The 20,343-nt window shown below is 61.9% G+C and carries 16 protein-coding genes; 6 read left to right on the forward strand and 10 right to left on the reverse strand.

What is annotated here, in order from left to right; genetic code table 11:
- Positions 1-19: 19 nt before the first annotated feature.
- Both ACXAIC_RS09530 and ACXAIC_RS09535 read right to left on the reverse strand, forming a co-directional pair.
- A complete protein-coding gene (locus ACXAIC_RS09530; RefSeq protein WP_475176597.1) occupies positions 20-1,261 on the reverse strand; it encodes a UDP-phosphate alpha N-acetylglucosaminyltransferase in 1,242 nt (413 codons plus the stop codon).
- A complete protein-coding gene (locus ACXAIC_RS09535; protein WP_475176600.1) occupies positions 1,239-3,350 on the reverse strand; it encodes a GumC family protein in 2,112 nt (703 codons plus the stop codon). The genes ACXAIC_RS09530 and ACXAIC_RS09535 overlap by 23 nt, the downstream gene beginning before the upstream one ends.
- Before the next feature lie 326 nt (positions 3,351-3,676).
- Between ACXAIC_RS09535 and ACXAIC_RS09540 the strand changes: the two genes are divergently transcribed.
- The gene (locus ACXAIC_RS09540; protein ID WP_475176604.1) at positions 3,677-4,474 is read left to right on the forward strand and encodes a WecB/TagA/CpsF family glycosyltransferase; all 798 of its coding nucleotides are present in this window, start codon (positions 3,677-3,679) and stop codon (positions 4,472-4,474) included.
- A 14-nt stretch (positions 4,475-4,488) separates the two neighbouring features.
- Here the strand turns inward: ACXAIC_RS09540 and ACXAIC_RS09545 are convergent, their stop codons facing one another.
- Both ACXAIC_RS09545 and ACXAIC_RS09550 read right to left on the reverse strand, forming a co-directional pair.
- Positions 4,489-5,247, reverse strand: a complete 759-nt coding sequence (locus ACXAIC_RS09545) for a cobalt-precorrin-6A reductase (RefSeq protein ID WP_475176609.1) — start codon at positions 5,245-5,247, stop codon at positions 4,489-4,491.
- Complete coding sequence (locus tag ACXAIC_RS09550) at positions 5,234-6,334, reverse strand: cobalt-precorrin-5B (C(1))-methyltransferase (RefSeq protein ID WP_475176614.1); 1,101 nt, start codon at positions 6,332-6,334, stop codon at positions 5,234-5,236. Before ACXAIC_RS09550 ends, ACXAIC_RS09545 begins: the two co-directional genes overlap by 14 nt.
- Positions 6,335-6,491: 157 nt before the next feature.
- On the opposite strand from ACXAIC_RS09550, the gene cobA reads away from it, so the two are divergent.
- The 3 genes from cobA to bchE all read left to right on the forward strand — a co-directional run bounded on the left by cobA (position 6,492) and on the right by bchE (position 10,360).
- Positions 6,492-7,370: a uroporphyrinogen-III C-methyltransferase gene (gene cobA, locus ACXAIC_RS09555; RefSeq protein WP_475176618.1), complete on the forward strand. Its 879-nt coding sequence runs from the start codon at positions 6,492-6,494 to the stop codon at positions 7,368-7,370.
- Between the two features lie 10 nt (positions 7,371-7,380).
- Positions 7,381-8,697 carry a cobyrinate a,c-diamide synthase gene (locus tag ACXAIC_RS09560; protein ID WP_475176621.1) on the forward strand — a complete coding sequence of 439 codons (1,317 nt, stop codon included), beginning with the start codon at positions 7,381-7,383 and terminating at the stop codon, positions 8,695-8,697.
- A 100-nt stretch (positions 8,698-8,797) separates the two neighbouring features.
- The gene (bchE, locus tag ACXAIC_RS09565) at positions 8,798-10,360 is read left to right on the forward strand and encodes a magnesium-protoporphyrin IX monomethyl ester anaerobic oxidative cyclase (protein WP_475176624.1); all 1,563 of its coding nucleotides are present in this window, start codon (positions 8,798-8,800) and stop codon (positions 10,358-10,360) included.
- Positions 10,361-10,398: 38 nt separating this feature from the next.
- Here bchE and ACXAIC_RS09570 read toward each other — a convergent pair whose 3' ends face one another.
- Both ACXAIC_RS09570 and ACXAIC_RS09575 read right to left on the reverse strand, forming a co-directional pair.
- The gene (locus ACXAIC_RS09570; RefSeq protein WP_475176628.1) at positions 10,399-11,259 is read right to left on the reverse strand and encodes a sugar phosphate isomerase/epimerase family protein; all 861 of its coding nucleotides are present in this window, start codon (positions 11,257-11,259) and stop codon (positions 10,399-10,401) included.
- Positions 11,256-12,239, reverse strand: a complete 984-nt coding sequence (locus ACXAIC_RS09575) for a fatty acid desaturase (protein ID WP_475176632.1) — start codon at positions 12,237-12,239, stop codon at positions 11,256-11,258. Before ACXAIC_RS09575 ends, ACXAIC_RS09570 begins: the two co-directional genes overlap by 4 nt.
- A gap of 138 nt (positions 12,240-12,377) precedes the next feature.
- Here ACXAIC_RS09575 and ACXAIC_RS09580 point away from each other — a divergent pair, with 138 nt between their 5' ends.
- Positions 12,378-13,289 (forward strand): LysR substrate-binding domain-containing protein, encoded by a 912-nt coding sequence (locus ACXAIC_RS09580; protein ID WP_475176636.1) that lies wholly within the window; start codon positions 12,378-12,380, stop codon positions 13,287-13,289.
- A gap of 540 nt (positions 13,290-13,829) precedes the next feature.
- Positions 13,830-15,176, forward strand: coding sequence for a metallophosphoesterase family protein (locus ACXAIC_RS09585; RefSeq protein ID WP_475176640.1), 1,347 nt, complete (start codon positions 13,830-13,832; stop codon positions 15,174-15,176).
- Between the two features lie 49 nt (positions 15,177-15,225).
- Here ACXAIC_RS09585 and cobM read toward each other — a convergent pair whose 3' ends face one another.
- The 4 genes from cobM to cbiE are packed head-to-tail and all read right to left on the reverse strand — an operon-like array spanning position 15,226 to position 20,238.
- Positions 15,226-15,996: a precorrin-4 C(11)-methyltransferase gene (gene cobM / locus ACXAIC_RS09590; protein ID WP_475176643.1), complete on the reverse strand. Its 771-nt coding sequence runs from the start codon at positions 15,994-15,996 to the stop codon at positions 15,226-15,228.
- Positions 15,993-18,347: a precorrin-3B C(17)-methyltransferase gene (gene cobJ / locus ACXAIC_RS09595; RefSeq protein ID WP_475176646.1), complete on the reverse strand. Its 2,355-nt coding sequence runs from the start codon at positions 18,345-18,347 to the stop codon at positions 15,993-15,995. The genes cobM and cobJ overlap by 4 nt, the downstream gene beginning before the upstream one ends.
- Positions 18,317-19,042: a precorrin-2 C(20)-methyltransferase gene (cobI, locus tag ACXAIC_RS09600; RefSeq protein WP_475176652.1), complete on the reverse strand. Its 726-nt coding sequence runs from the start codon at positions 19,040-19,042 to the stop codon at positions 18,317-18,319. The genes cobJ and cobI overlap by 31 nt, the downstream gene beginning before the upstream one ends.
- Positions 19,042-20,238: a precorrin-6y C5,15-methyltransferase (decarboxylating) subunit CbiE gene (cbiE, locus tag ACXAIC_RS09605; protein ID WP_475176657.1), complete on the reverse strand. Its 1,197-nt coding sequence runs from the start codon at positions 20,236-20,238 to the stop codon at positions 19,042-19,044. The genes cobI and cbiE overlap by 1 nt, the downstream gene beginning before the upstream one ends.
- Between the last annotated feature and the right edge of the window lie 105 nt (positions 20,239-20,343).

Below are 20,343 nucleotides of genomic sequence, written 5' to 3' on the forward strand. Positions count from 1 at the left end.
TTGTCCCTGGGATCGTCCGTCAGCGGTCCTTCGGTTTGGCCGGGCGCATTACATCCGCGGCCCCGGCAGCCACCCAGAAAAGCGCTGCCATCTTGATGGAAAACACCGAATTGGAAATCGTCATCAAAAGGGCGATGTAGGTGGCCGAGAGGGCCTTGAACTGAATGGCGCGCTGGTCCTCATACGGGGCAAACATATAGAGCGTCCAAAGCCCCAGCAGGCCTATGGCCCCGGCCTGGGCCAGGGCATAGGCGAAGCCATTGTCGGCCAGAAACGGCACATTGGCATCGACCCCGAAAAAGGCTTCCGGTGTGACCTCCTGAATGAGCTGGCTGGCATGCAGCAAGCGGCCTGAAAAGTCATCGCTCCAGCCGATACGGGTGGACCAGCCGCCATAAAGGGCAAGGCCAAAGAGGATCAGCACAGGCAGGCTCCACCAGGTCAACCGGGGCAGAACCCGTCCGGCGGCGGCCGCTCCGATCAGGGCCACGCAGACAAACATGCCAAAACGGGTGTCCGGCAGGACAATGGCAATGAAAGCGGCGGCAAAGAGCAGGGCGCGGCGGCGCATTCCCGACCGGAAAAGGGCCCACAGGCACAGGAAGGCCCCGAAATTGCCCATGGTGACCGGCTCAAGAAACACGGAGGAGGCGCGCACCTCGCCCAAAAACCCGAAAAAGTTCCGGCCGCCAAGCCGGGTGCTGGACACAAACAGGTTCGAGCCTTCGACAAAATTTGCATCCGCGCTCAAGGTGCCGCGGGCAACATAATAATCGAAGATGTTCACTACCCGCGTATAGACATCGAGAAAGAAAAACTCGAACAGCCCGACACTTAGGACGAGTCCGGCGCAGATCCAGACCAGCCGGTCAGCCTCTTCGATATGGCGGATCTGCCGGCCGATCAGGTAAAACACGATCGGGATCAGGAAGTCGCGAACGGCCTTCAGATCAAGCTCGGGCCGCAGGGCCAGGATCAGCGCCATATAGCTGAGATAGAGAAAGACGAGCACCAGAACCAGGGTGTTCCGGCTGAAGGCGAGGACCAGCGCGCCGCCCAGAAGCGCCAGCTCGGAAAGGATAACATGGCTTTCGGAGATGCGCAGTCCATTGGTGTTCACAATGGCGAGCAGGAAATTGAACATCACCGCACCGAGCACGACCGCGTAAACGGCCCGTAGCCAGAGCCGGTATCCGTTCAGGTCCTGCGCCCCGGCGGCCCGGAGGGCGCCCTGCCGGTCAGTCAGGCTTGAGGACAACATTTCCGATGATCCGCTTGTGCCAGGGCTCCAGGAAGGCAGCCGCATGTTCAAACTCGGCGGCCGGTGTGCCGTCCTGTGCCGTGATCAGAAGAATGCCGTCACAATGGCGCAGCAGCACGGGCAGAACCGGGCTTTCGTCGATATGGCCTGCATCCACCAGGAAAATATCTTCGGTTGATGTGGCCAGATCACCGCCTGAGGCATATTTGCGCCGCGAGTCGATCTGCTCCACGTGCAAAAAGCCGGACAGTCCTTCCCCGGTTGCCGCTGTATCCTGCTGGACGCGTTCGGCCGGACCGGAGAATTTGGTCGCCATCTGGGAGAAAATCTCGCGCGCGGATTGTCCGGATTGTCCTGATTGTCCGGGGTGTCCGGGCTGACTGCCCTTTCGCGGCACCTGGCTGGCCTGCCGTGGGGCTTTTGGTCCGGTTGCCGTTTGGGCAAAAAGAACATCCTCGCCCATGTCGTGAAGCTCTTCGGCCAGGCTGCGGACAAAGCCCTTTCCGGCGCCGCTCCGCCCAACGCTCAAGGCCAGAATGTTCGCAGGCCTTGTGTCGGCCAGGGCGTGGCGGACCGCATAGGCTACCCGCGCGCTGGCAACGGCCGTTTCGCGCTCCGGGGCGTGGCGGGCAGGAGAGCCAAGCCTGGGAAAAGCCCTAAAGGAGTGGCCGGGTTTTGGCGGCGCGGTCAGACTGGCCAGGATCGGGGCTCCGGTCCGCGTGACAAGCTGCCGTTCGGTGACCATCGTGCCCTTCAAGAGCGTGATCCCAACGGCACCGGACGCGGCAACGGCAAATCCAAAGACCAGGGCCGCTCCGAGCACAACAAGCTTGCGCGGTCCGCTCGCCTCGCCCGGCACTGGCGCCTCCGACAGGATGCGGGTGGTGCTGGTGTCCAGATCTGGCAGTTCCTCCAGCTCCCGGGAGCGTTTCAGGAAGGCCTCATAGATCGCCCGGCTCGCATCTGCTTCGCTTTGCAATTGCCGCAGTTCAATCAGCGCTTTGCCTTGAGCCGTGGTTTCCGATTGCAGGGATCTTGACCTCTGTTCCAGTGCGTTCACGGTGGCCTGGGCCTGCTCATACTGGCTGCGCACCGATTGTTTGATCCGCTGCAGTTCGCTCTGGATTTCGCGTTTGGTATTGGTAAGCTGCGACCGCAGCTCGCGCAAGGTAGGATGGTTGGTGCCCAGGGTTGCCGCCGCTTCGGCTTCCTGCTGTGCAGCGCGGGCATATTGCACTCTAAGGGAATTGAGAACCGAATTGCCCGTTGCGGGCGGCACGGACCCCGCCTCCACATCCGACAGGGTCAGCGGCGCCATCTGATCGTAAAGCGCCTTGACCCGGTCCAGATCGACACGTGCGGTGGTGATCTGGGTGTTGAGGGCTTCCAGCTGCTGGCCGACCACCGAGCCGCCAGCGGTGCTGATCAGGCCTTGCCGGGCCTTGTAGGTCTCCACGGCTGCCTCGGCAGTTTCCACCCGGGCGCGCAGCTGCCCGGCCTGTTTGCTTAAAGACAGGCTGGCCCGTGCCAGGGCGTCGCTCCGGCTGCTGCGGGTCTGATCAATATAGGCGCGGGCCGTCTCATTGGCGATGGCAGCGGCCAGCTGCGGGTCGGGATGGCTGACCGTGATCGCAAAAACAAAGGACCGGTCCAGCCGGTAGACCTGAAGGATCTCCCGCAGGGCTTCCAGTGTGGCATTGCGGGCGTCGTTTGAGGAGCGCCCCCCGCGGGCAAGCCCGCCCGTGAGCAGTCCGGCCAGACGCTGGCGCAGACCGGGCCGCTGGAAGGATGCATTGTCGTCGAGCTGGAGCGTGTTGGCGACTTCGTTCAGGACACCTGCGGACAGGATGACGAAGATCTGGCTGTCGAGATCCATCCCCTTCAGGCTCTGGTCACCCTGGAGCTGGGTCGGGTCCGTGCCGAGAATCTGGACCCCGTCAGGCTGGATCAGAAGCTGTGTGGTCGTCTGATAGACGGGGGTTTTCAGAACCGCATATCCTAGGGCAAGAGCGGCGAAGACCAGGGGAGACACGATCAGCCACACGGTATGACGCCGCAGGATTGCCGGTATCTCTGAAAGTTCGATCATTCCGCCATCGTTCTGACTTGGGGGCCGTCAAGCGCCCCGGTTGGAGCTGGTTGTTAGGCCATGCGTTCTGCCGGCGCCGGGCAGGGGCAAGTTGCACTGCCGCGCACCGGTCCCTGAGGGTAAACAAACATGATTAACGCATCGCAAAGATCGTTCCTGGATGCAAATCGCAGATAGAACATCTTAAAAGTGTATTTCAGAAAAAATTTTAGATGATGACGAAACGAAATATTCACGATAAACGAGGGGCGTATGACCACGTTAAACCAAATTAAGTTTATTTCCACTAAGAAACATTTGGTCGTTGGCGAAGTAAGAAATGAAGAATGCGTTCAGTAAACTATGGCTTTCCGATAATGAATAAGGTGGATGTCAATCTTCCTGTCCGGGCGGATACCACGACTATCGGGCCGCTGGCGATTTCGCGGCTGACAAGCTCTCAGGCCGTTCAGCTGATAAGGTCCGCGATCTTGATGCATCAACGGCTGGATATTGCCATCTGCAACGCGCATACGACGTTGACCGCACTGGATGATCCGCAGTTTGCCGAAACACTACAAAAGATGACCCTTTTGAATGACGGGGTCGGAGTGAACATTGCAAGTCACTATCTGAACGGGACTTGCTTTCCGGAAAACCTGAATGGCACGGATCTGATCCCGACCCTTCTTGCAGAAGTTGGAACGCCGCTCCGTATCTATCTGCTGGGCGCAAGCGAAGACCGGGTGACACAGGCCAAACGCCATATCGTCGAGACGTACCCCCAGCACAAGGTTGTCGGATGCCGGAACGGTTACTTCGATCTGGCTGACAGTGTGGCCATTTGCGAGGGCATCAACAGCACCGGGGCAGACCTTCTGCTTGTCGGCATGGGCAATCCCCGGCAGGAAAATTTCATTGTCCAGAATCGTGAACACCTGAACGCGACCGTCGCGGTCGGCGTCGGCGCTCTGTTTGATTTCCTGTCAGGATCGGTGATTCGGGCACCCCGTGCCGTACAGGCCGTCGGCCTGGAGTGGTTGTTCCGGTTTCTGCTGGAACCGCGCCGTCTGTTCCGCCGCTATGTCATCGGTATTCCCCGCTTCTTGTTCGCTCTGTGGACTTTGAAGCACAAACAGCCCTGACAGTCCCGCCCGGATCAGGCGTTTCTGGCAAGCTCCTTTTCAACCTGCGCGAACATGTCCTGAAGGCTTGAAACGGTCCTGGTTTCAGGCAGTTGAGGACGGTTGATCATGATCACCGGAACATTCAGCATGCGGGCGGCATCTATCTTTGCATAGGCCCTTGTACCGCCGCTGTTCTTGGTGACCACATGGGTGATGCCATGGTGCCTGAAGAGGGCAAATTCGTCCCGTGCGGAACGCGGCGGCCGGGCCAGAACCAGATCCCAACGGGCCGGCAGGGGCACTGAAGGCGGTTCGATCATCCGCACAAGCGCAGAAAGATCCGTGCGCTGGGTGAACTGGCCGATTTCCTTCCGGCCAATCCCGAGAAAGGCCTTCGCCCCGGCGGGCAGGGCGGAGGCCGCAGCCGCCATCGTCTCCACCTCGATCCATTGGTCGCCGTCTTGCACCGGCCAGGGCGGGCGGTCCAGGCGGATCAGCGGCTGAGCCAGTTGCTGGCAGGCTTTCGTGGCATTGCGGCTCATTTGCGCTGCGAAGGGATGGGTGGCATCGATTACCAGCGTGACCTGTTCTGCCCGCAGATACGCGCAGAGCCCTTCAACCCCGCCAAATCCTCCAACCCGGGTGGGCAGGTCAAGCGCGGGCAGATCCTTGACCGCTCCGGCAAAGGACACCGTGATCCGGAGACCGGGAAAGGCTTGCTTGAGCCTTTCGGCAAGCTGGCGTGCTTCAAAGGTTCCGGCCAGCAGCAAAAGGTGGTCAGGTGTTGTCAAAGCCGCTTTCCCCCAGAACCATGCCGGTACGGTCCGTGACCAGAACCTCAAGCGCCACCGGCGCGTCTTTCAGGATGTGGCGGACCGCCTGTTTTGTGCGCCGGGCCAGCAGCGTGCTCAGGTCCAGCCCGTCCGCAAGCGAGGTGTCGAGCACTTCCTTGGCGGTGTTGGCCGCGGCAGCTTGTTTGATCAGGGCTTCGGATGCGCCTGCCTCCTCCAGCAGCTCCTGAAGAAAGCTGAAGTCGACCGAGCTGCGGGCCGAATGAAGATCGAGGGCGCCTTGCGCCAGCTTGGAGAACTTGGCGAAGCCGCCGGACAGGGTCAGCCGGTCCACGGGGTGGTGGCGCAGATATTTCAACAGCCCGCCCGCAAAGTCGCCCATGTCAAGATAGGCGGCCTCATCCAGCTGATACCGTTTGCGCACCGCCTCTTCCGAAGACGCCCCCGTGGCGCCAACCACATGGGAGAGACCACCCGCCCGGGCGACATCAATGCCCCGGTGAATGGAGGCGATCCAGGCGGCGCAGGAAAAGGGGCGCACAATGCCGGTTGTGCCCAGAACCGACAGGCCGCCGACGATCCCGAGACGCGGGTTCATGGTTTTTTGAGCCAGCTCCGCTCCGCCGTCGATGGAGATTTCAATCTCCACATCCCCCGGCGCTCCATAGGCTGTAGCGGCCCCGGCAATGGCCTCAGCCATCATCTGGCGCGGCACCGGGTTGATGGCCGGTTCCCCAGGCGGGATGGGCAGGCCGGGCCGGGTCACCATGCCAACCCCGTCCCCTGCCGAGAACCGGACCCCGGTGCCGGGCGCCAGCAGGCGCACGGTGGCTGTGATCAGCGCCCCGTGGGTCACATCCGGATCATCGCCCGCATCCTTGGTGATGGTGGCGCTGGCGCTGTCCTTTGACAGCAAGGCGTGCCGGGTGAGGGCAAAATCCGTCTCGCCGCCCTTGGGCAGGGCAATGGTCACCGGATCGGGAAAGCGGCCGCTCAAAAGCGCGCAATAGGCGGCCTTGGCAGCTGCGGTCGCGCAGGCCCCGGTCGTCCAGCCACGTCTGAGGTCTTTAGGCTCCGGTGATGACATGATCCCTCTATAGCCGATGTTCCCACCCTGTGCGCGGCCTCTTTGCCGGTGTCCCATGGCAAAAGGGGAACGGCGGTACCGCGGCGGTGTCGTATTCCTTCTCTTTTCCAGCACGGACCGGCTTGGCGGGCGAAGGATTGCCGGATAAACAGGTTTCATGAACGAACCGCATCATTTGACTGCAATGCCAAGAAGCCTTCCGGTGTTTGAGCCCGGCTGGGTCTGGCTTGCAGGCGCCGGGCCGGGAGATCCGGGCCTTTTGACCCTGCATGCCCTCAACGGCCTGCGCCAGGCGGATGTGGTGGTCTATGATGCGCTGGTCGACCGCAGCATTCTGGACTGGATGAAGCCCGGGGCGGTTGCCGATTATGCAGGCAAGCGTGGCGGCAAACCCAGCCCGAAACAGCGCGACATCACTTTGAAGCTGATTGAGACGGCCCGTGCGGGCAAACGGGTTTTGCGGCTTAAAGGCGGCGATCCGTTTGTGTTCGGCCGGGGCGGGGAAGAGGCGCTCGGGCTGGTGGAGGCCAAAATTCCCTTCCGCATCATACCGGGCATCACGGCGGGTATTGGCGGGCTGGCCTATGCGGGCATTCCGGCCACCCACCGGGACTGCAATCAGGCGGTTACTTTCCTGACCGGCCATGACCAGACCGGCCTGACGCCCGATGCGGTCAATTGGGAAGGCATTGCCAAGGGCTCGCCGGTGATCGTCATGTATATGGCGATGAAGCATCTTGAAAACATAGCCGGCAAACTCATAGCCGGTGGACGGTCTGTGGACGAGCCTGTGGGCATTGTGTGCAATGCGTCTTTGGAGGGCCAGCAGGTGCTGGAGACCACGCTTGGACGCTGCGCGGCCGACGCGGCAGCTTCCAGCCTCAAACCTCCGGCGATTGTCTGTGTCGGTGAGGTGGTGCGCCTGCGCGCCGGGCTCGACTGGCTGGGCGCGCTCTCCGGCAAGGTGCTGGTGAGCGACCCGCTGGGCTTGCATTTGGGCCATCCGCGCGGGCAGCGGTCAGCCGATGCCGGATAGGCTCCTGCCGATGGATCAGATCGCTGGTCCTGCAAAGGGGCTTCTTGTTGCAGCCTCATCCTCCGGCTCGGGCAAGACCACCGTCACCCTGGCTCTGCTGCGGGCGTTCCGCAATGCAGGCCGGTCCGTCGTCTCGGCCAAATCCGGTCCTGACTATATCGATCCCGGCTTTCACCGGGCGGCCAGCGGCAAGGCCTGTTTCAATCTTGATGCCTGGGCCATGGGGACGGGCACATTGAAAGGGCTTGCGTGCGCCCATGGGACAGGGGCGGAGCTGTTGCTGGTGGAAGGGGCCATGGGTCTGTTTGATGGCGCGGCGAACGGGCGCGGATCTGCCGCTGATCTGGCTGCCTGCTTGGCGCTGCCCGTGATTCTGGTGGTGGATTGCGCGCGTCAGGCCCAGTCCATAGCCGCGCTGGTTCATGGCTTTCAAAGCTTTCGCCCCGATATCCATCTGGCAGGCGTGATCCTCAACAGGGTTGGCAGTGCCCGTCACGAGGCCATGCTGCGCGCCGCACTGGCCTCCGGCGGAGTTGACATTTTCGGCGCTCTGCCCCGGTCAGACGAGCTGATCCTGCCAGAGCGCCATCTGGGACTTGTTCAGGCCGGCGAACATGCGGATCTGGAGGCCTTTCTGGACCAGGCCGCGGCGCTCTGTGCACAGCATCTTGATCTGGCGGCCTTGAGTGCCGCCGCAGCCCCCCTTGAGGAGGCTGGCGGGCGTTCCATTGATCTGCCGCAGCCGCCGGGACAGCGAATTGCCATTGCACAGGACACCGCCTTTGCGTTTTCCTATCCTCATCTCCTGTCTTTCTGGCAAGCCCAGGGGGCCGAACTGAGCTTCTTTTCCCCCCTGGCAAATGAAACGCCCGGACCCAGCGCCGACGCGGTTTTTTTGCCCGGCGGCTATCCGGAGCTTCATGCGGGCCGGATTGCAGCGGCGGAGCGTTTTCGATCTGGTATGGAAAAGGCGGCCGCTTCCGGCACGCTGATCTACGGGGAGTGCGGCGGCTATATGACCCTTGGCACCGGCCTCACCGATGCCAAGGGCCTCCGTCACCGGATGCTGGGCCTGTTGCCGCTGGAAACCTCGTTTGCAGCCCGCAAACGGCATCTGGGCTATCGCAGGCTCACACCGCTTGACGGGCATCCCTGGCAGGGCGCGCTGGCAGCCCATGAGTTCCACTATGCCTCGATCCAGTCGGAAGGCACGGCAGAGCGGCTGTTTGCGGCACAGGACGCAGCAGGCACAGCCTTGCCCGATATGGGCCTGAAGTCCGGCTCCGTAATGGGCTCCTTTGCCCATGTGATTTCCAGGCACCCTTAAGATTTCAAACCGAACTCAGCCCGTTCCGCACAGGCTCTCCTGAGTTTCTGCAAGCCGGGCAGGCTTTCTTGCCGTGGTCCCACGCCCGGAAAGGAAGCCCATGGATATTCTGATCGTCAACCCGCCGCACACGGCCATCGGCAGCCGGATTCCGGATGATCATCTGCCGCCTCTAGGGTTGTTGTCGATTGCAGGGCCGCTTCTGGATGACGGGCACAAGGTTCGCCTGCTTGATGCCGAGTTCGGTCCGCTTTCCCCGGACCAGATTGCCCGGAACATTGCGGAGAGCGGCTGTGATCTTTTGCTGATCGGCCACTCCGGATCAACCTCGGCCCATCCGACTGCCGCTAAGATCGCCTGTGAGGCCAAGGCGCTCTGCCCTGGGCTGACGGTGATCTATGGCGGTGTCTTTCCCACCTACCATTGGCGCGAGGTTCTAAAGGACGCGCCGCAATTCGACATCATTGTCCGGGGGGAAGGAGAGGAAACCTGCCGCCAGCTTGTTCAGGCCCTCGCAACGGGGCAGCCTCTCAGCGGGGTGCGCGGCCTTGCGTTCCGGAAGGAGGGCAAAGTTACCTCAACTGCACCACAGCCGGTGATCCGGGATCTGGATGCCTACCGGATCGCCTGGGAGCTGATCGATTTTGCCGACTATTCCTATTGGGGCGGAAAGCGCGCCGTGGTGGTGCAGTTCTCCCGGGGGTGTCCGCATCCGTGCACCTATTGCGGCCAGCGCGGCTTCTGGACCCAATGGCGACACCGCAATCCGGAACGTTTTGCCGGTGAGATTGCCTGGCTGCACCGGAAGCATGGGGTCGAAGTCTTCAATTTTGCCGATGAAAACCCGACGTCTTCAAAAAAGATGTGGCGCCGGTTCCTGGAGGCTCTGATAGCGGAAAACATCGATGTGTCATTGGTCGGGTCCACCCGGGCCGACGATATCGTCCGGGACCGGGATCATCTTCACCTTTACAAGAAAGCAGGTGTCGAACGGTTCCTGATGGGCATGGAACACACAGATGAGGCCGTTTTGAAAAAGGTGCGCAAGGGTGGCGCCACCAGCACCGACCGCGAGGCAATCCGGCTGATGCGGCGCCATGGCATGCTGTCCATGGCCACCTGGGTGGTTGGCTTTGAGGAGGAACGGGACCGGGATTATTGGCGGGTGCTGCGTCTTCTCCTGGTGTATGACCCGGATCAGATCCAGTCGCTCTATGTCACGCCGCACCGCTGGACACCGCTGTTTGCCGAGATCAGCCACCGGCAGGTGATCCAGCTTGACCAGCGCAAATGGGATTACAAACACCAGGTCCTGGCGACCCGCCATGTGCCGCCCTGGCGGGTGTTTTTATGGGTGAAGGCAATCGAGTTTATCGTCCAGTCCCGCCCCAGGGCTCTGTGGCGGCTCTTCACCTTGAAAGACAGGAAGCTGCGCCACGGTCAGGCCTGGTACTACCAGATGGGCAAGCGGGTGTGGTTCCATGAGGTGTTCGGATTTCTCTTCAAGGACAAGAGGGTGAAGGATGGGCCAAGCGTTGCTGGTTTCTGGGGCGACAATCTGGAAGACGAAAACGCCCTGGCACGCCCGCAGCGCCTTGGTTCCGCACCCGGGCTGGCTCCGGGAACCGAGCCAGAAACCGCATCTGGCCCCGGGGCCGGTTAAGAAAGCCGGGAGACCAGACGGATGAAACGCGATTTGCTTTAGAGGTCTTCTGCAAGGTCTACCTTCAAGAGATCCTGCCAGATATCTTCCACCCAGGTTTTGATCTGAAGGGCTTCGTCCCAGCGGTTGGACAGTTCGCGTCCGTCCGGGCCGGTCATGGCATAGTCGGGCGGGCCAAGTTCGCATAAGAAGATGCAGGTGCCGTCCGTGTTGCGGGCCTGCCACCCGGCCAGACCCTCTCGCCACCACCCCTTGAACATCTCCACCCATTTCTGGTTCTGCGGAAAGTCCAGCTGCAGCTGGATCTGGCTGCGGCTGGCCACCCGGCCCTGAAAACTGTCGGAGCGCTCCAGGATGCGGCTCATGTGCGCCGCATCGCGGGGACGCAGGGGGCAGGCCATTTCCCTGGCCGTGACATAGTGGGACAAGTCCGCACAGAGCCGCATTTCGGGAACCGCATCCAGAAGAAGCAGGGTGGCAAAAAGGTCATTGGTGATGCAGTCGCGGTGGGTCTCAAACAGGATCGGCATGCCTTCCTGTTTAGACATGTCGATCCAGGCGCGGATCACCGGGATCATGGCGTCCACACTGAGCGGCATGACCTGGCCGATCACCACCACAAAGGGGGCGCCGAAGTCGCTGGCCAGTTTCAGCGTCGGCCTCAGGCCTTCAACTGTTTTGGGAAAGTCCAACAGAAACGGCGTCAGCCCGGCCCGGGCCATCATGGGCTGAATGCGCTTGATATCCTCCTGCGGGGTCGCGCCGAAATCCAGCGCCATGCCGGCATAGCCGGCCTCTTTTACCTTCTCGACCACCTGTTCGAAGGGCAGCTTCACTCCGCTCGGGTCATGGGGCTGCAGGGCCCAAAGGGACGTGTAGACGTAAAGCGACCGGCTCATTCGGCCGCAATCCGCATCTGGCGGCCATTGACCGGAACAACCCAGACCTCGTTCATCGGATAGGCGCTTTCCTCTTTCTGGCTGAGTTTCTTGATCACCTCGATCTGGAACTCGATCCAGCCCATGCGCCAGACCTCGCCGCCGATCTTGGTCTCGATCTTGTCGTTCAGCTGTTTCAGCTTCCAGAACGGCACGGAGGGAAAGGTGTGATGGGCGGTGTGATAGGGCATTTGCCAGCACAGCCAGCGGATAAAGCCGTTGGCGCGGGTGCTGCGGGTGTTTTCCAGAATATTGTCCTCATGGCTGAGGCCAAGATGCTCGATCGTGTTTTGCAGCTGATGCACCGGTTTGGTCAAAAGCATGGGCAGCAGCCAGAAGGTGGCAAAGGCCCAGCTGCCGAGCAGCACAGATCCGGCGATGATCAGGACGTAGAGCGCCAGGTGAATGCGGCTTTCGCGGATGATCCGGTCCTCTTCATCGGCTCGGATATAAGGTTCGGCGATGATGCCCCGTGCCCGGCGGAGCAGCCCCACCACCCGGTTGCGCCAATAGGTGATCCCGCTGACCCAAAGCAGATAGGTGCCCAGCGTATAGGGTTCGCGCACCAGCTCGCCGTCCCGCTCCCAGTCCTGGGTCCATTTGTGATGGGCAAAGTGCATCACCTGGTCGAAATCCCGGGGAAACAGCATCAAAAAGCCGATGATCCGGCCCCAGATCTCATTCACCCGGCGGGCGGTGAACACCGTGCCATGGGAGAGTTCATGCTGGGCAGCATAAAGGAAGTTCAACAGCACACCGAGGCAGAAGCCGGTCACCAGCACCCAATAGGTGCCCATGGCAGCGGCATGGAGGGCGCCAATAGCGGCAATGGCGCCGATATGGCTGAGCATCTGGGCCCAGCCGCGCAGATCCGAGCGTTTGTTGAGCGCGTGAAGCTCGGCCGGCTCCAGCAATTTGCGGCGGGAAAATTGCGCGTCCATAAAAGGCCCTCTCAGCCAGATATCTCTTCATGAGGCCTCCGGCAGATGGTGCTGGAGCGCCTCATACGCAGAAAATCGTACCGATTAGGTTTTTGCAGGTCTATTGATATTTCCGGCGCTTAATGCTGCAATTCATGCATGAATATGCCTTCTCTTTCTGCGCTTACCGTTCTGGACGCTCTTGCCCGCACCGGCTCTGTGCGGGAGGCGGCCAAGGAGGTGAAACTCAGCCAAAGCGCGGTCAGCCACAAGCTGAAGGCGCTGGAAACCCGGCTGGGTTTCCAACTGACCCGGGCGAAGGGGCGCGGCGTAGTGCTGACCGGAGAGGCCCGGCGCTATGTGGAGGCCATTCGGCCTGCCCTTGCTGTGTTGCGGGCAGCCCATCGCGGCCGGGACCAGGCCCGGGGCAGCCTGGATATCGCTGTCAGTTCAGGGTTTGCGGCGACATGGCTGGCTTCGCGCCTGTCCGGTTTCCTGAGCGGTTATCCGGAAGTGTCCTTGAAGCTGCGCAGTGTTGCAGCCGGGGAAAAGCTGCCCGAGTGCGATCTTGGTATAGTGTTCACCGATCAGCCGCCGGAGGGGGCGGACCATCTTCAGGACGTGTCTTTCTTTCCGGTCTGCAGCCCCGGGTTTTTGAGCCGGAATGGTCCGCTCACCCTCTCCGGGATCCCGTCGCTGCCGCTCCTCCATCTGAACACGCCGCGCGACTGGCAGCTTTGGCTGGAAGCACATGGGGAGGTGTCGGCCCCCGGGCCGGAGAGAGGCACACAGGCAGGCTTGAAACCGGCTGGACTTACGTCGGATCTGGCCACGGGTGGAGCGCTCTTTACCGGCCTGCTGGCCATGTATGCGGCCGCGGAAGCCGGCCTTGGCCTTTGTCTTGGCGACGGTGTCACCTGCGGCAACGCCCTGCGCGCGGGCCGTCTCGTCCGTCCTTTCGGCCTTGAGCATCCCGCCCGCGCCGCCTACTGGCTCACCGGCCCCTCCGCCGGTCTGACAGCCCCGGCCGCCGCCTTTGCCGATTGGCTGCAGGAGGAAGTGGCGGGGTAAGGGAGGATTTGCTTTTTCAACTGGTAGGTTTACGGCACTGCTGCGAAGTTTTCCCTACAGTGCCTCACGTAATAATAACATAATTTTCAATATATATAGCAATATATGGCATAAAATGATATATTGAGAATATTTTATAGTAATATTGTATTATTTTATAATAATTATTTTTGAAATGTACTTTAAAATTGATAAGTGATCTTTTTAGCTGGGATCGTTACAATGTGAGATTGCAGAGAATCAGCTACGACGAAAGCTCAGGGCTTTCCAATCCTTTGTTCTTGGGCTGGTGGATCTATTGGGGCAGGCCTAGGATCTGCTAGTCACCTGAATCTGAAGTTCGTCACATTTCCCGGCACGATCCGAACGAACTTCAGATTCAAGAAGGTGACTAGCAAGTCTATGTTTCTAATGTGGTTTTCGGACTCGAAATACGCTACGGCGTGCGCTGCACAAATCGGGCGTATTTCAATTCCACCACACTAGACAGACACTCAGCCGCATTCGGTGGTCTGGTCAAAGGCGGAGCGCGGGTAGGCGATGGCGGACAGCAAAATAAAGGCCCTGACCCCGGAGGGGGAGGGGCATCAGTTTGTTTTTTACGGGGACAGCTGCTCCGGTATTGCGGAAGCGCTTCATGCGCAAAAGCTGGCCAGGGTGAATGCGGTCGTGCAGCGGTTGGACCCAGCGCCGGAATGGGTTGTTTTTCCGGGGGACGAAATCATTGGTCTGGTGCCCGGAGAAGCGGAACTTCGGCAGCAATGGGCCTATTTTTTCGATGTGGAAATGGCCTGGCTGAGCCAGTCTGGTATTCCGCATTACCATACGACCGGCAACCATACGGTCTATGACAAGATGAGCGAGCGTGTGTTCGCCGCAGTCATGGCGCACCTTCCGCGCAACGGTCCTGAGGGACAAGATGGTCTCTCCTATGTCATTCGCCGGGGTGATGTGGTGATGGTGTTTGTGAACACGCTCTGGAGCGGTTTGGGCGGGGAAGGGCATCTGGAGCTGGACTGGCTGGCAGGAACCTTGAAAACCCACGCGGATGCGCGCTGGAAATTTGTGGTTGGCCACCATCCCGCCTTCACTGTGAACGGCTATGGTGGCCCTTATCAGCGCAATATAGGCCCGGAATATGCCGGAAAGTTCTGGCAGATCCTGACCGGCAATGGTGTGACTGCCTATCTTTGCAGCCATATCCTGGCCTTTGATGTCCAGTGCCATAAGGGTGTCTTGCAAATCACCAGCGCCGGTGCGGGCACCGCGCACCGAATGCCGGACGGTGTTGAATATCTTCACTGTGTTCAGATGGCGGTCGATCAGAACGGGCTGCGGTATCAGGTCCTGGATGAAGACGGCCAGCTCCGCGAGCAGTTGTGCTGGCCTCCGGACGAACCTAAGGCTTTGTCACCGTTGAAGCAGGGCATGCAGTCCTGTCCTTGGGGCGGGCGCACCGGCAGCGATCTGGTAACACAGGTGCGTCTTCAGGGCCGTATTGAGGGAAGCAGCGCAAGACAGACACTTCTGGCGGCCGTTGAGGACGACGGGTCCCGCCCGCTTTGGATCGGTCTCACCGGGCGGCAACGGCAGCTGACACTTGTATTACAGCCAGAGCGGGGTCGCAGCCCTCATCAGTGGCTGGGGCCTTGTCTGCACGATGATGAAGCGTTTGATCTGGACATTCTGCTTCATGGCGGCATGGGGCCGGGCGGTCTCTTGTGGCGCCCTTCGGGACCCGGAGCCTGGACCGGCTTCCATGGTCTGTCGCCTCATGGCCTTGAACGGGTGATCTGGCCGAAGCATCTCTGCGTGGGGCAGTGCGGCGCGGCCGATTCGGACACACGGTTTGAGGGCGTGCTTGCCGTCTCTTTCGGCCTTGTCTGAGGCCGCAGCAAATTGGGACCGCAATTGCGCTATGGCTTCAGAGCTGGCCTCACCCATCCCCCGCCTTTTTCGGCCGCAGCACATGCACATGGTTGGCGTCATAAAGCGCACTGTCGCGGAAGCTGCCGGGGGTCAGGGCGTGGCCGACGAAGATGAGGGCGGTACGGGTGATCTTGGAGGTGCGCACCTGCCCCGCGATTGTTGACAGCGTGCCGTGGATGAACGCTTCATCCGGCCAGCCCACCCGGTAGGCCACGATCACCGGACAGTCCGGACCGTAATGGGGAGTGAGCTGGCGCTCGATCTCCCGCAGATTGCGGATCGACAGGTGGATGGCCAGGGTGGCGCCGCTCCGGCCAAGCGTGTCGAGATCCTCCCGGTTGGGCATGGCGGAAGATTGCATGGCCGTGCGGGTGACAATCACCGTCTGGGCGACTTCGGGAATGGTCAGCTCGGTCTTGAGGGCCGCTGCCGCCGCCGCAAAGGCGGGCACGCCCGGAGTGATGTCATAGGCAATGCCAAGCGCGTCCAACCGGCGCATCTGTTCCGCCGTTGCCCCGTAGATGGAAGGGTCGCCGGAATGGACCCGTGCAACATCCTGCCCGTTGTCATGCGCTGCGCTGATCTCCGCGATGATGTCGTCCAGGGTCATCGGCGCGGTGTCGATTACCCGGGCCCCTGCCGGAGCGGCCGCTACGATCTGCTCCGGCACCAGCGAGCCCGCATAAAGGCAAACGGGGCAGGACTGGATCAGCTTCAGACCGCGCACGGTGATGAGGTCCGGGTCGCCGGGCCCGGCGCCGATAAAATGAACGGTCATGAATTTTTATCTGTCTCTGGAGTGGGACGGTTTGACGGGGACTGGCCGGACACTTCCGCGCTCCGGGGGACAGATGGCTCCGGCGGTCCTTCTGCCGGGGGCGTTTGGTCTGCGGTGCGGGGCAGGGGCTCCAGCAGGGATTCCAGCAGCATGCCCGCCTGCATGTCGGATTGGGGTTCCGGCACCGAAGGGGTCGGGTCCGGCAGGAGCTCAGGCACACGTTCGCGCAGCGCCTCAAACAGAGGATTGGCGTGCTTTTGGGGAGCCGGGTCCGGCTGCGTCTCGTACAGGGCATCGGCCTCCGCATCTGCAACCGAAGTGGACTTGGCGTCGAAAGGCGCATCGGGCAGCGGGGGCAGGCCTGTCTCCGGCGCCTTTTCGGCAGGGCTGCCGGGCAGCGTTTCAGGCTCCGGCAAATTCCCGGCTGGCGGCGGAGGCGGCGCGGATGGTACCGGACTGTCTGTGACTGAAGGCACTGGGGTCTCTGGAAAGTCTGGGGCGGCCGGAGCCGGGTCAGCGGCATGAAACACTGGTCTCAGGGCATCGATCCGCTTGGCATAGCCGCGCGGCGTGTAGACGAAGATGCTGCCATCCCCCTTCATGATCGCCCGTGTGTTGGACGAGCCCACCAGAACGGTGGTTAGCATGTCCACATCATCCACCGAAAGGGCTTTGAGGGTGGTCACGCGCAAGGTCTCGTCCGGGCGGCCCAGATTGATGCCCAGCACTACCGGTGTTGTCTCCGGCCGGTGCTTCAGCAGGATCTCCCTGGCAGCGGCCAGCTGGGTCCTGCGGCGCTTGGAGACCGGATTGTAAAAGGCGATCACGAAATCCCCTTCTGCGGCCGCGTGAAGCCGGGCTTCAATCGCCTCCCAGGGGGTAAGCAGGTCGGACAGGGAAATGGCGCAGAAATCGTGCCCGAGCGGGGCCCCGATGCGGGCGGAGCAGGCCTGAAGCGCGGAAATGCCCGGCGCATTGGTGACCTGCACCCGTTTTGCCGCGTCCGACACACCGCCAAATTCCTCATTTCTGTGCAGCAGCTCATAGACCAGGGCACCCATGGCATAAATGCCCGCGTCGCCGGAGGAAATCAGAGCAACAGTCTTGCCCTTGCCCGCTTCTTCCAGGGCAAAGCGCACCCGGTCCTCTTCCGCGCCCAGAGGGAAATTATGATGGGCCTTGCCGGTGATATGGTCCTTGACCAGATCCAGATAGAGCGAATAGCCAACCACATCGGAGGCCTCGGACAGAAGCCGGGTGGCCTCCGGGGTGCGCCAGTCATCCTTGCCCGGACCAATACCGATCACCGCCAGATGGCCTCTGGCCCGGCCCACCTTGTGCGGATCGAAGGGTTGGGGTGCACGGGTGATGGCACAGGTGGCATGCTCGGTCTTCTGTTTTTCCACCACCAGCGCGCTGAACGCACCAGCGGCGGCCAGCGAGGCACCTTCAGAAACGCCATGGCAGCCGACTTCCGCATAGACCACATTGGATGGGTTCTTGAGGCGCGGTGTCTCGCGCTGCAGCTCCTCGGCGGAAAAAACGCGCAAGGGCACGTCGAGATGGGCGGCCAGCTCCGTCACCGCTGCCTCGTCGGCCTTCAGGTCGATGGTGGCGATACAGGCTATGGCGCCTGTTGCTATTCCGGCGTCTTCCAGCTGCGTTTCCACCAGATCGATCAGTTCCCGCGGGTCGCAATGGCGGGCGCAGCCCACACCGACCGCAAATTTCTGCGGGTGGTAGACAAGGCGGGTGGGCCCGCTGGCCTCCGGCTTTTCACTGGCCACCAGGGAGAGGGCAGCGTCGTCCGCAAGCGGCAGCTTTGCATCGTTCAGCCAGTCGGCGCGCCCTTCCAGGCGCACCTCGGCACCGGACAAAAGCTCCGCCATCACCGGCTTGGCGTCTTCCGGGTTGGCCAGCCGCCAGCCCTTGGGGGGGACGTCAAGGGCAATCCCGAGCTTGGTGTCTCCGGCGGTGGTGACCGCCGCATGGCCGCCAAGGGCCCGGGCCAGGATCCGGGCCAGTTCATTGGCACCGCGATGGCCGCCCAGAAGCGGCACGATGCTGGAGCCGTCCTCCGACACTGCAATCACTGGCGGCTCGGTATGTTTGTCCGACAGGATCGGCGCCAGCGCCCGGATCAGAATACCGCTGGCGCAAAAGCCGACAATCGGATGCCCGGCCTTGAAGAGCAGCTGCAGGTGCTCGATGGTTTCGTTGAACTGGGTGTCCGCCGTCGGCACCCGGCCCGCCAGGCCGTGAATGCGGGCGGTCGAAAACCGTTTGGCGACATCCTCGGCCGTGTCGAGGCCCGCCTGGTTCAGGACAAAAAGGATGGGGGAAGCGTCCACGCTTCGTCTCCCTTGTAAAGAAGGATCATGGAAAAATAGGGGGCTGTTTCTGCCTTAAGGTCAATGAGGCGGGAGACTTTTTGCTCAGGTAAACTGGCGCGCTCCACATAGCCGGCCTGATCCAGCAGGCCCATCCGCTCCAAAAGGGCCTTCAGGCGGAGCAGATGGCGGCCGACCTTCATGATCGCAACCGCCTGGGAGGCTTCGATCCGCCGGGCCAGCTCGTCATCCGGCAATGGGCCGGGCAGGACGGTCAGCACATCCTTGCGTGCGGTCAGCGGGCGCTGAAGCTGTGCGGCGCAGGCGGTGAGCGAGGTTACGCCCGGCACGATCTCCACCTGGAACCGCCCGGACAGGCGCTCAAACAGATACATGAAGGAGCCATAGAAGAACGGATCGCCTTCACACAAGGTCACCACATCCGCACCAGTTTCCAGAAAGGCGGCGATTTCCTCCGCGGCTTTGGTATAAATTTCCTGCGCGGGAAAACGGTCAACGCGCATGGGCACGACAATCGGGATCTCGCGGGCCCCATCGGGAATGACACCGGCCGCAATGGACCGGGCGAAGCTGGGGCCGCTGTCAGGCGCCGGATAGGCGATGACCTGGGCGCTGGCAATCAGCCGATGCGCTTTCAAGGTCATCAGCTCCGGATCTCCCGGACCAAGGCCAATTCCGTAAAGAATGCCGCTCATCAGCGTATCAGGCTCCATTGTGTCACGGGCATGTGTGGCCGCCAGCCGGTCAGGCCTCCCACCGCACTGGCCCGGTGAACGGCCAGCTTTTTCAAACTGCCGCCATGGTGCTGATAGGCCGCCAGAAGAACCGCTTCGCTTTCCAGGGTCACCGCATTGGCCACCAGCCGGCCGCCGGGGGAAAGCGCCTTCAAGGTGGTCTCGACCAATGCGGGGGTGGTCAAGCCGCCGCCGATAAAGACGGCGTCAGGTTTCGGAAGTCCCGCAAGCCCCTCCGGGGCAACGGCATCGATCAGCTCAAGCTGGGGCACCCCAAGGGCCACGGCATTGTCCGCCGCCATTTCCCGGCGGGCGGCCACCGGTTCCAGGCCGATGGCCCGGGTGCGGCTGGCGGCGCGCAGCCACTCAATGGCGACAGAGCCGCAGCCTGCACCGATATCCCACAGGAGGGCGCCTGGATAGGGTTTCAGTTCCGCAAGGGTGATGGCCCTTACATCCTGTTTCGTCATCTTGCCGTCATGGCGGAAGGCCTCGTCCGGCAGTCCGGGCGTGCGGGGCCGGACCTGCGTGCCCGGATCGGCGGCAATGTCAAGTGCAAGCGTGTTGAGTGCGGCGGTCTCGACTTCCCAGCTGTCGGCGGTGCCGCTCAGGTGCTGTTCCCGCTCACCGCCGAGATGTTCCAGAGCCGTCATCCGGGTGCGGCCATAGCCTTCTTCGTTCAGAAGACCGGCCGCCAGTCGCGCGGTTTCTGCACCGCTGGTCAGAACCAGCAGCCGGGCGCCTGGGTAAAGCGCAGCGCGCAGCAGATCCAGCGGGCGCCCGTGGACCGACAGGCAGTCACAGTCTTGCAGGGCCCAGCCCATGCGCGCGGCGGCCAGTTGAAAGGCGGAAGGGGACGGCAGCACCGCTAACTCCCCGGCGGAAAAATGCTTCAAAAGCGAAGACCCCATGCCGTACCACATGGGGTCGCCCGAACACAGGAGCGCAACCGGTTGGTTCTTCAGGTTCCGAAGCTCCTCAAAGACTGCGGCAAAGGGTGATGGCCAGGGTCTTTTTTCGGCCGCGAGCGGACCGGCCAGCTCCAGATGCCTCGCGCCGCCATAAACGATCCGGGCCCGCTCCAGGGCCGCATGCGCGCTGCCTGACAGGCCGCCATCCTCGCCAATGCCGATCAATGTGAGCCAGGGCGCGGTCATGCGCTGTCCAGCCTGTAGGGTTTGACGGGTTTGGGCTCAGACAGGGCCTCAGGCTTGCCATCCGATGAGGGAGCCACAGAGCGCGTGCCTCTGGATCTGGAAGCT

The organism is Roseibium sp. AWQ4_254 (assembly GCF_056161025.1).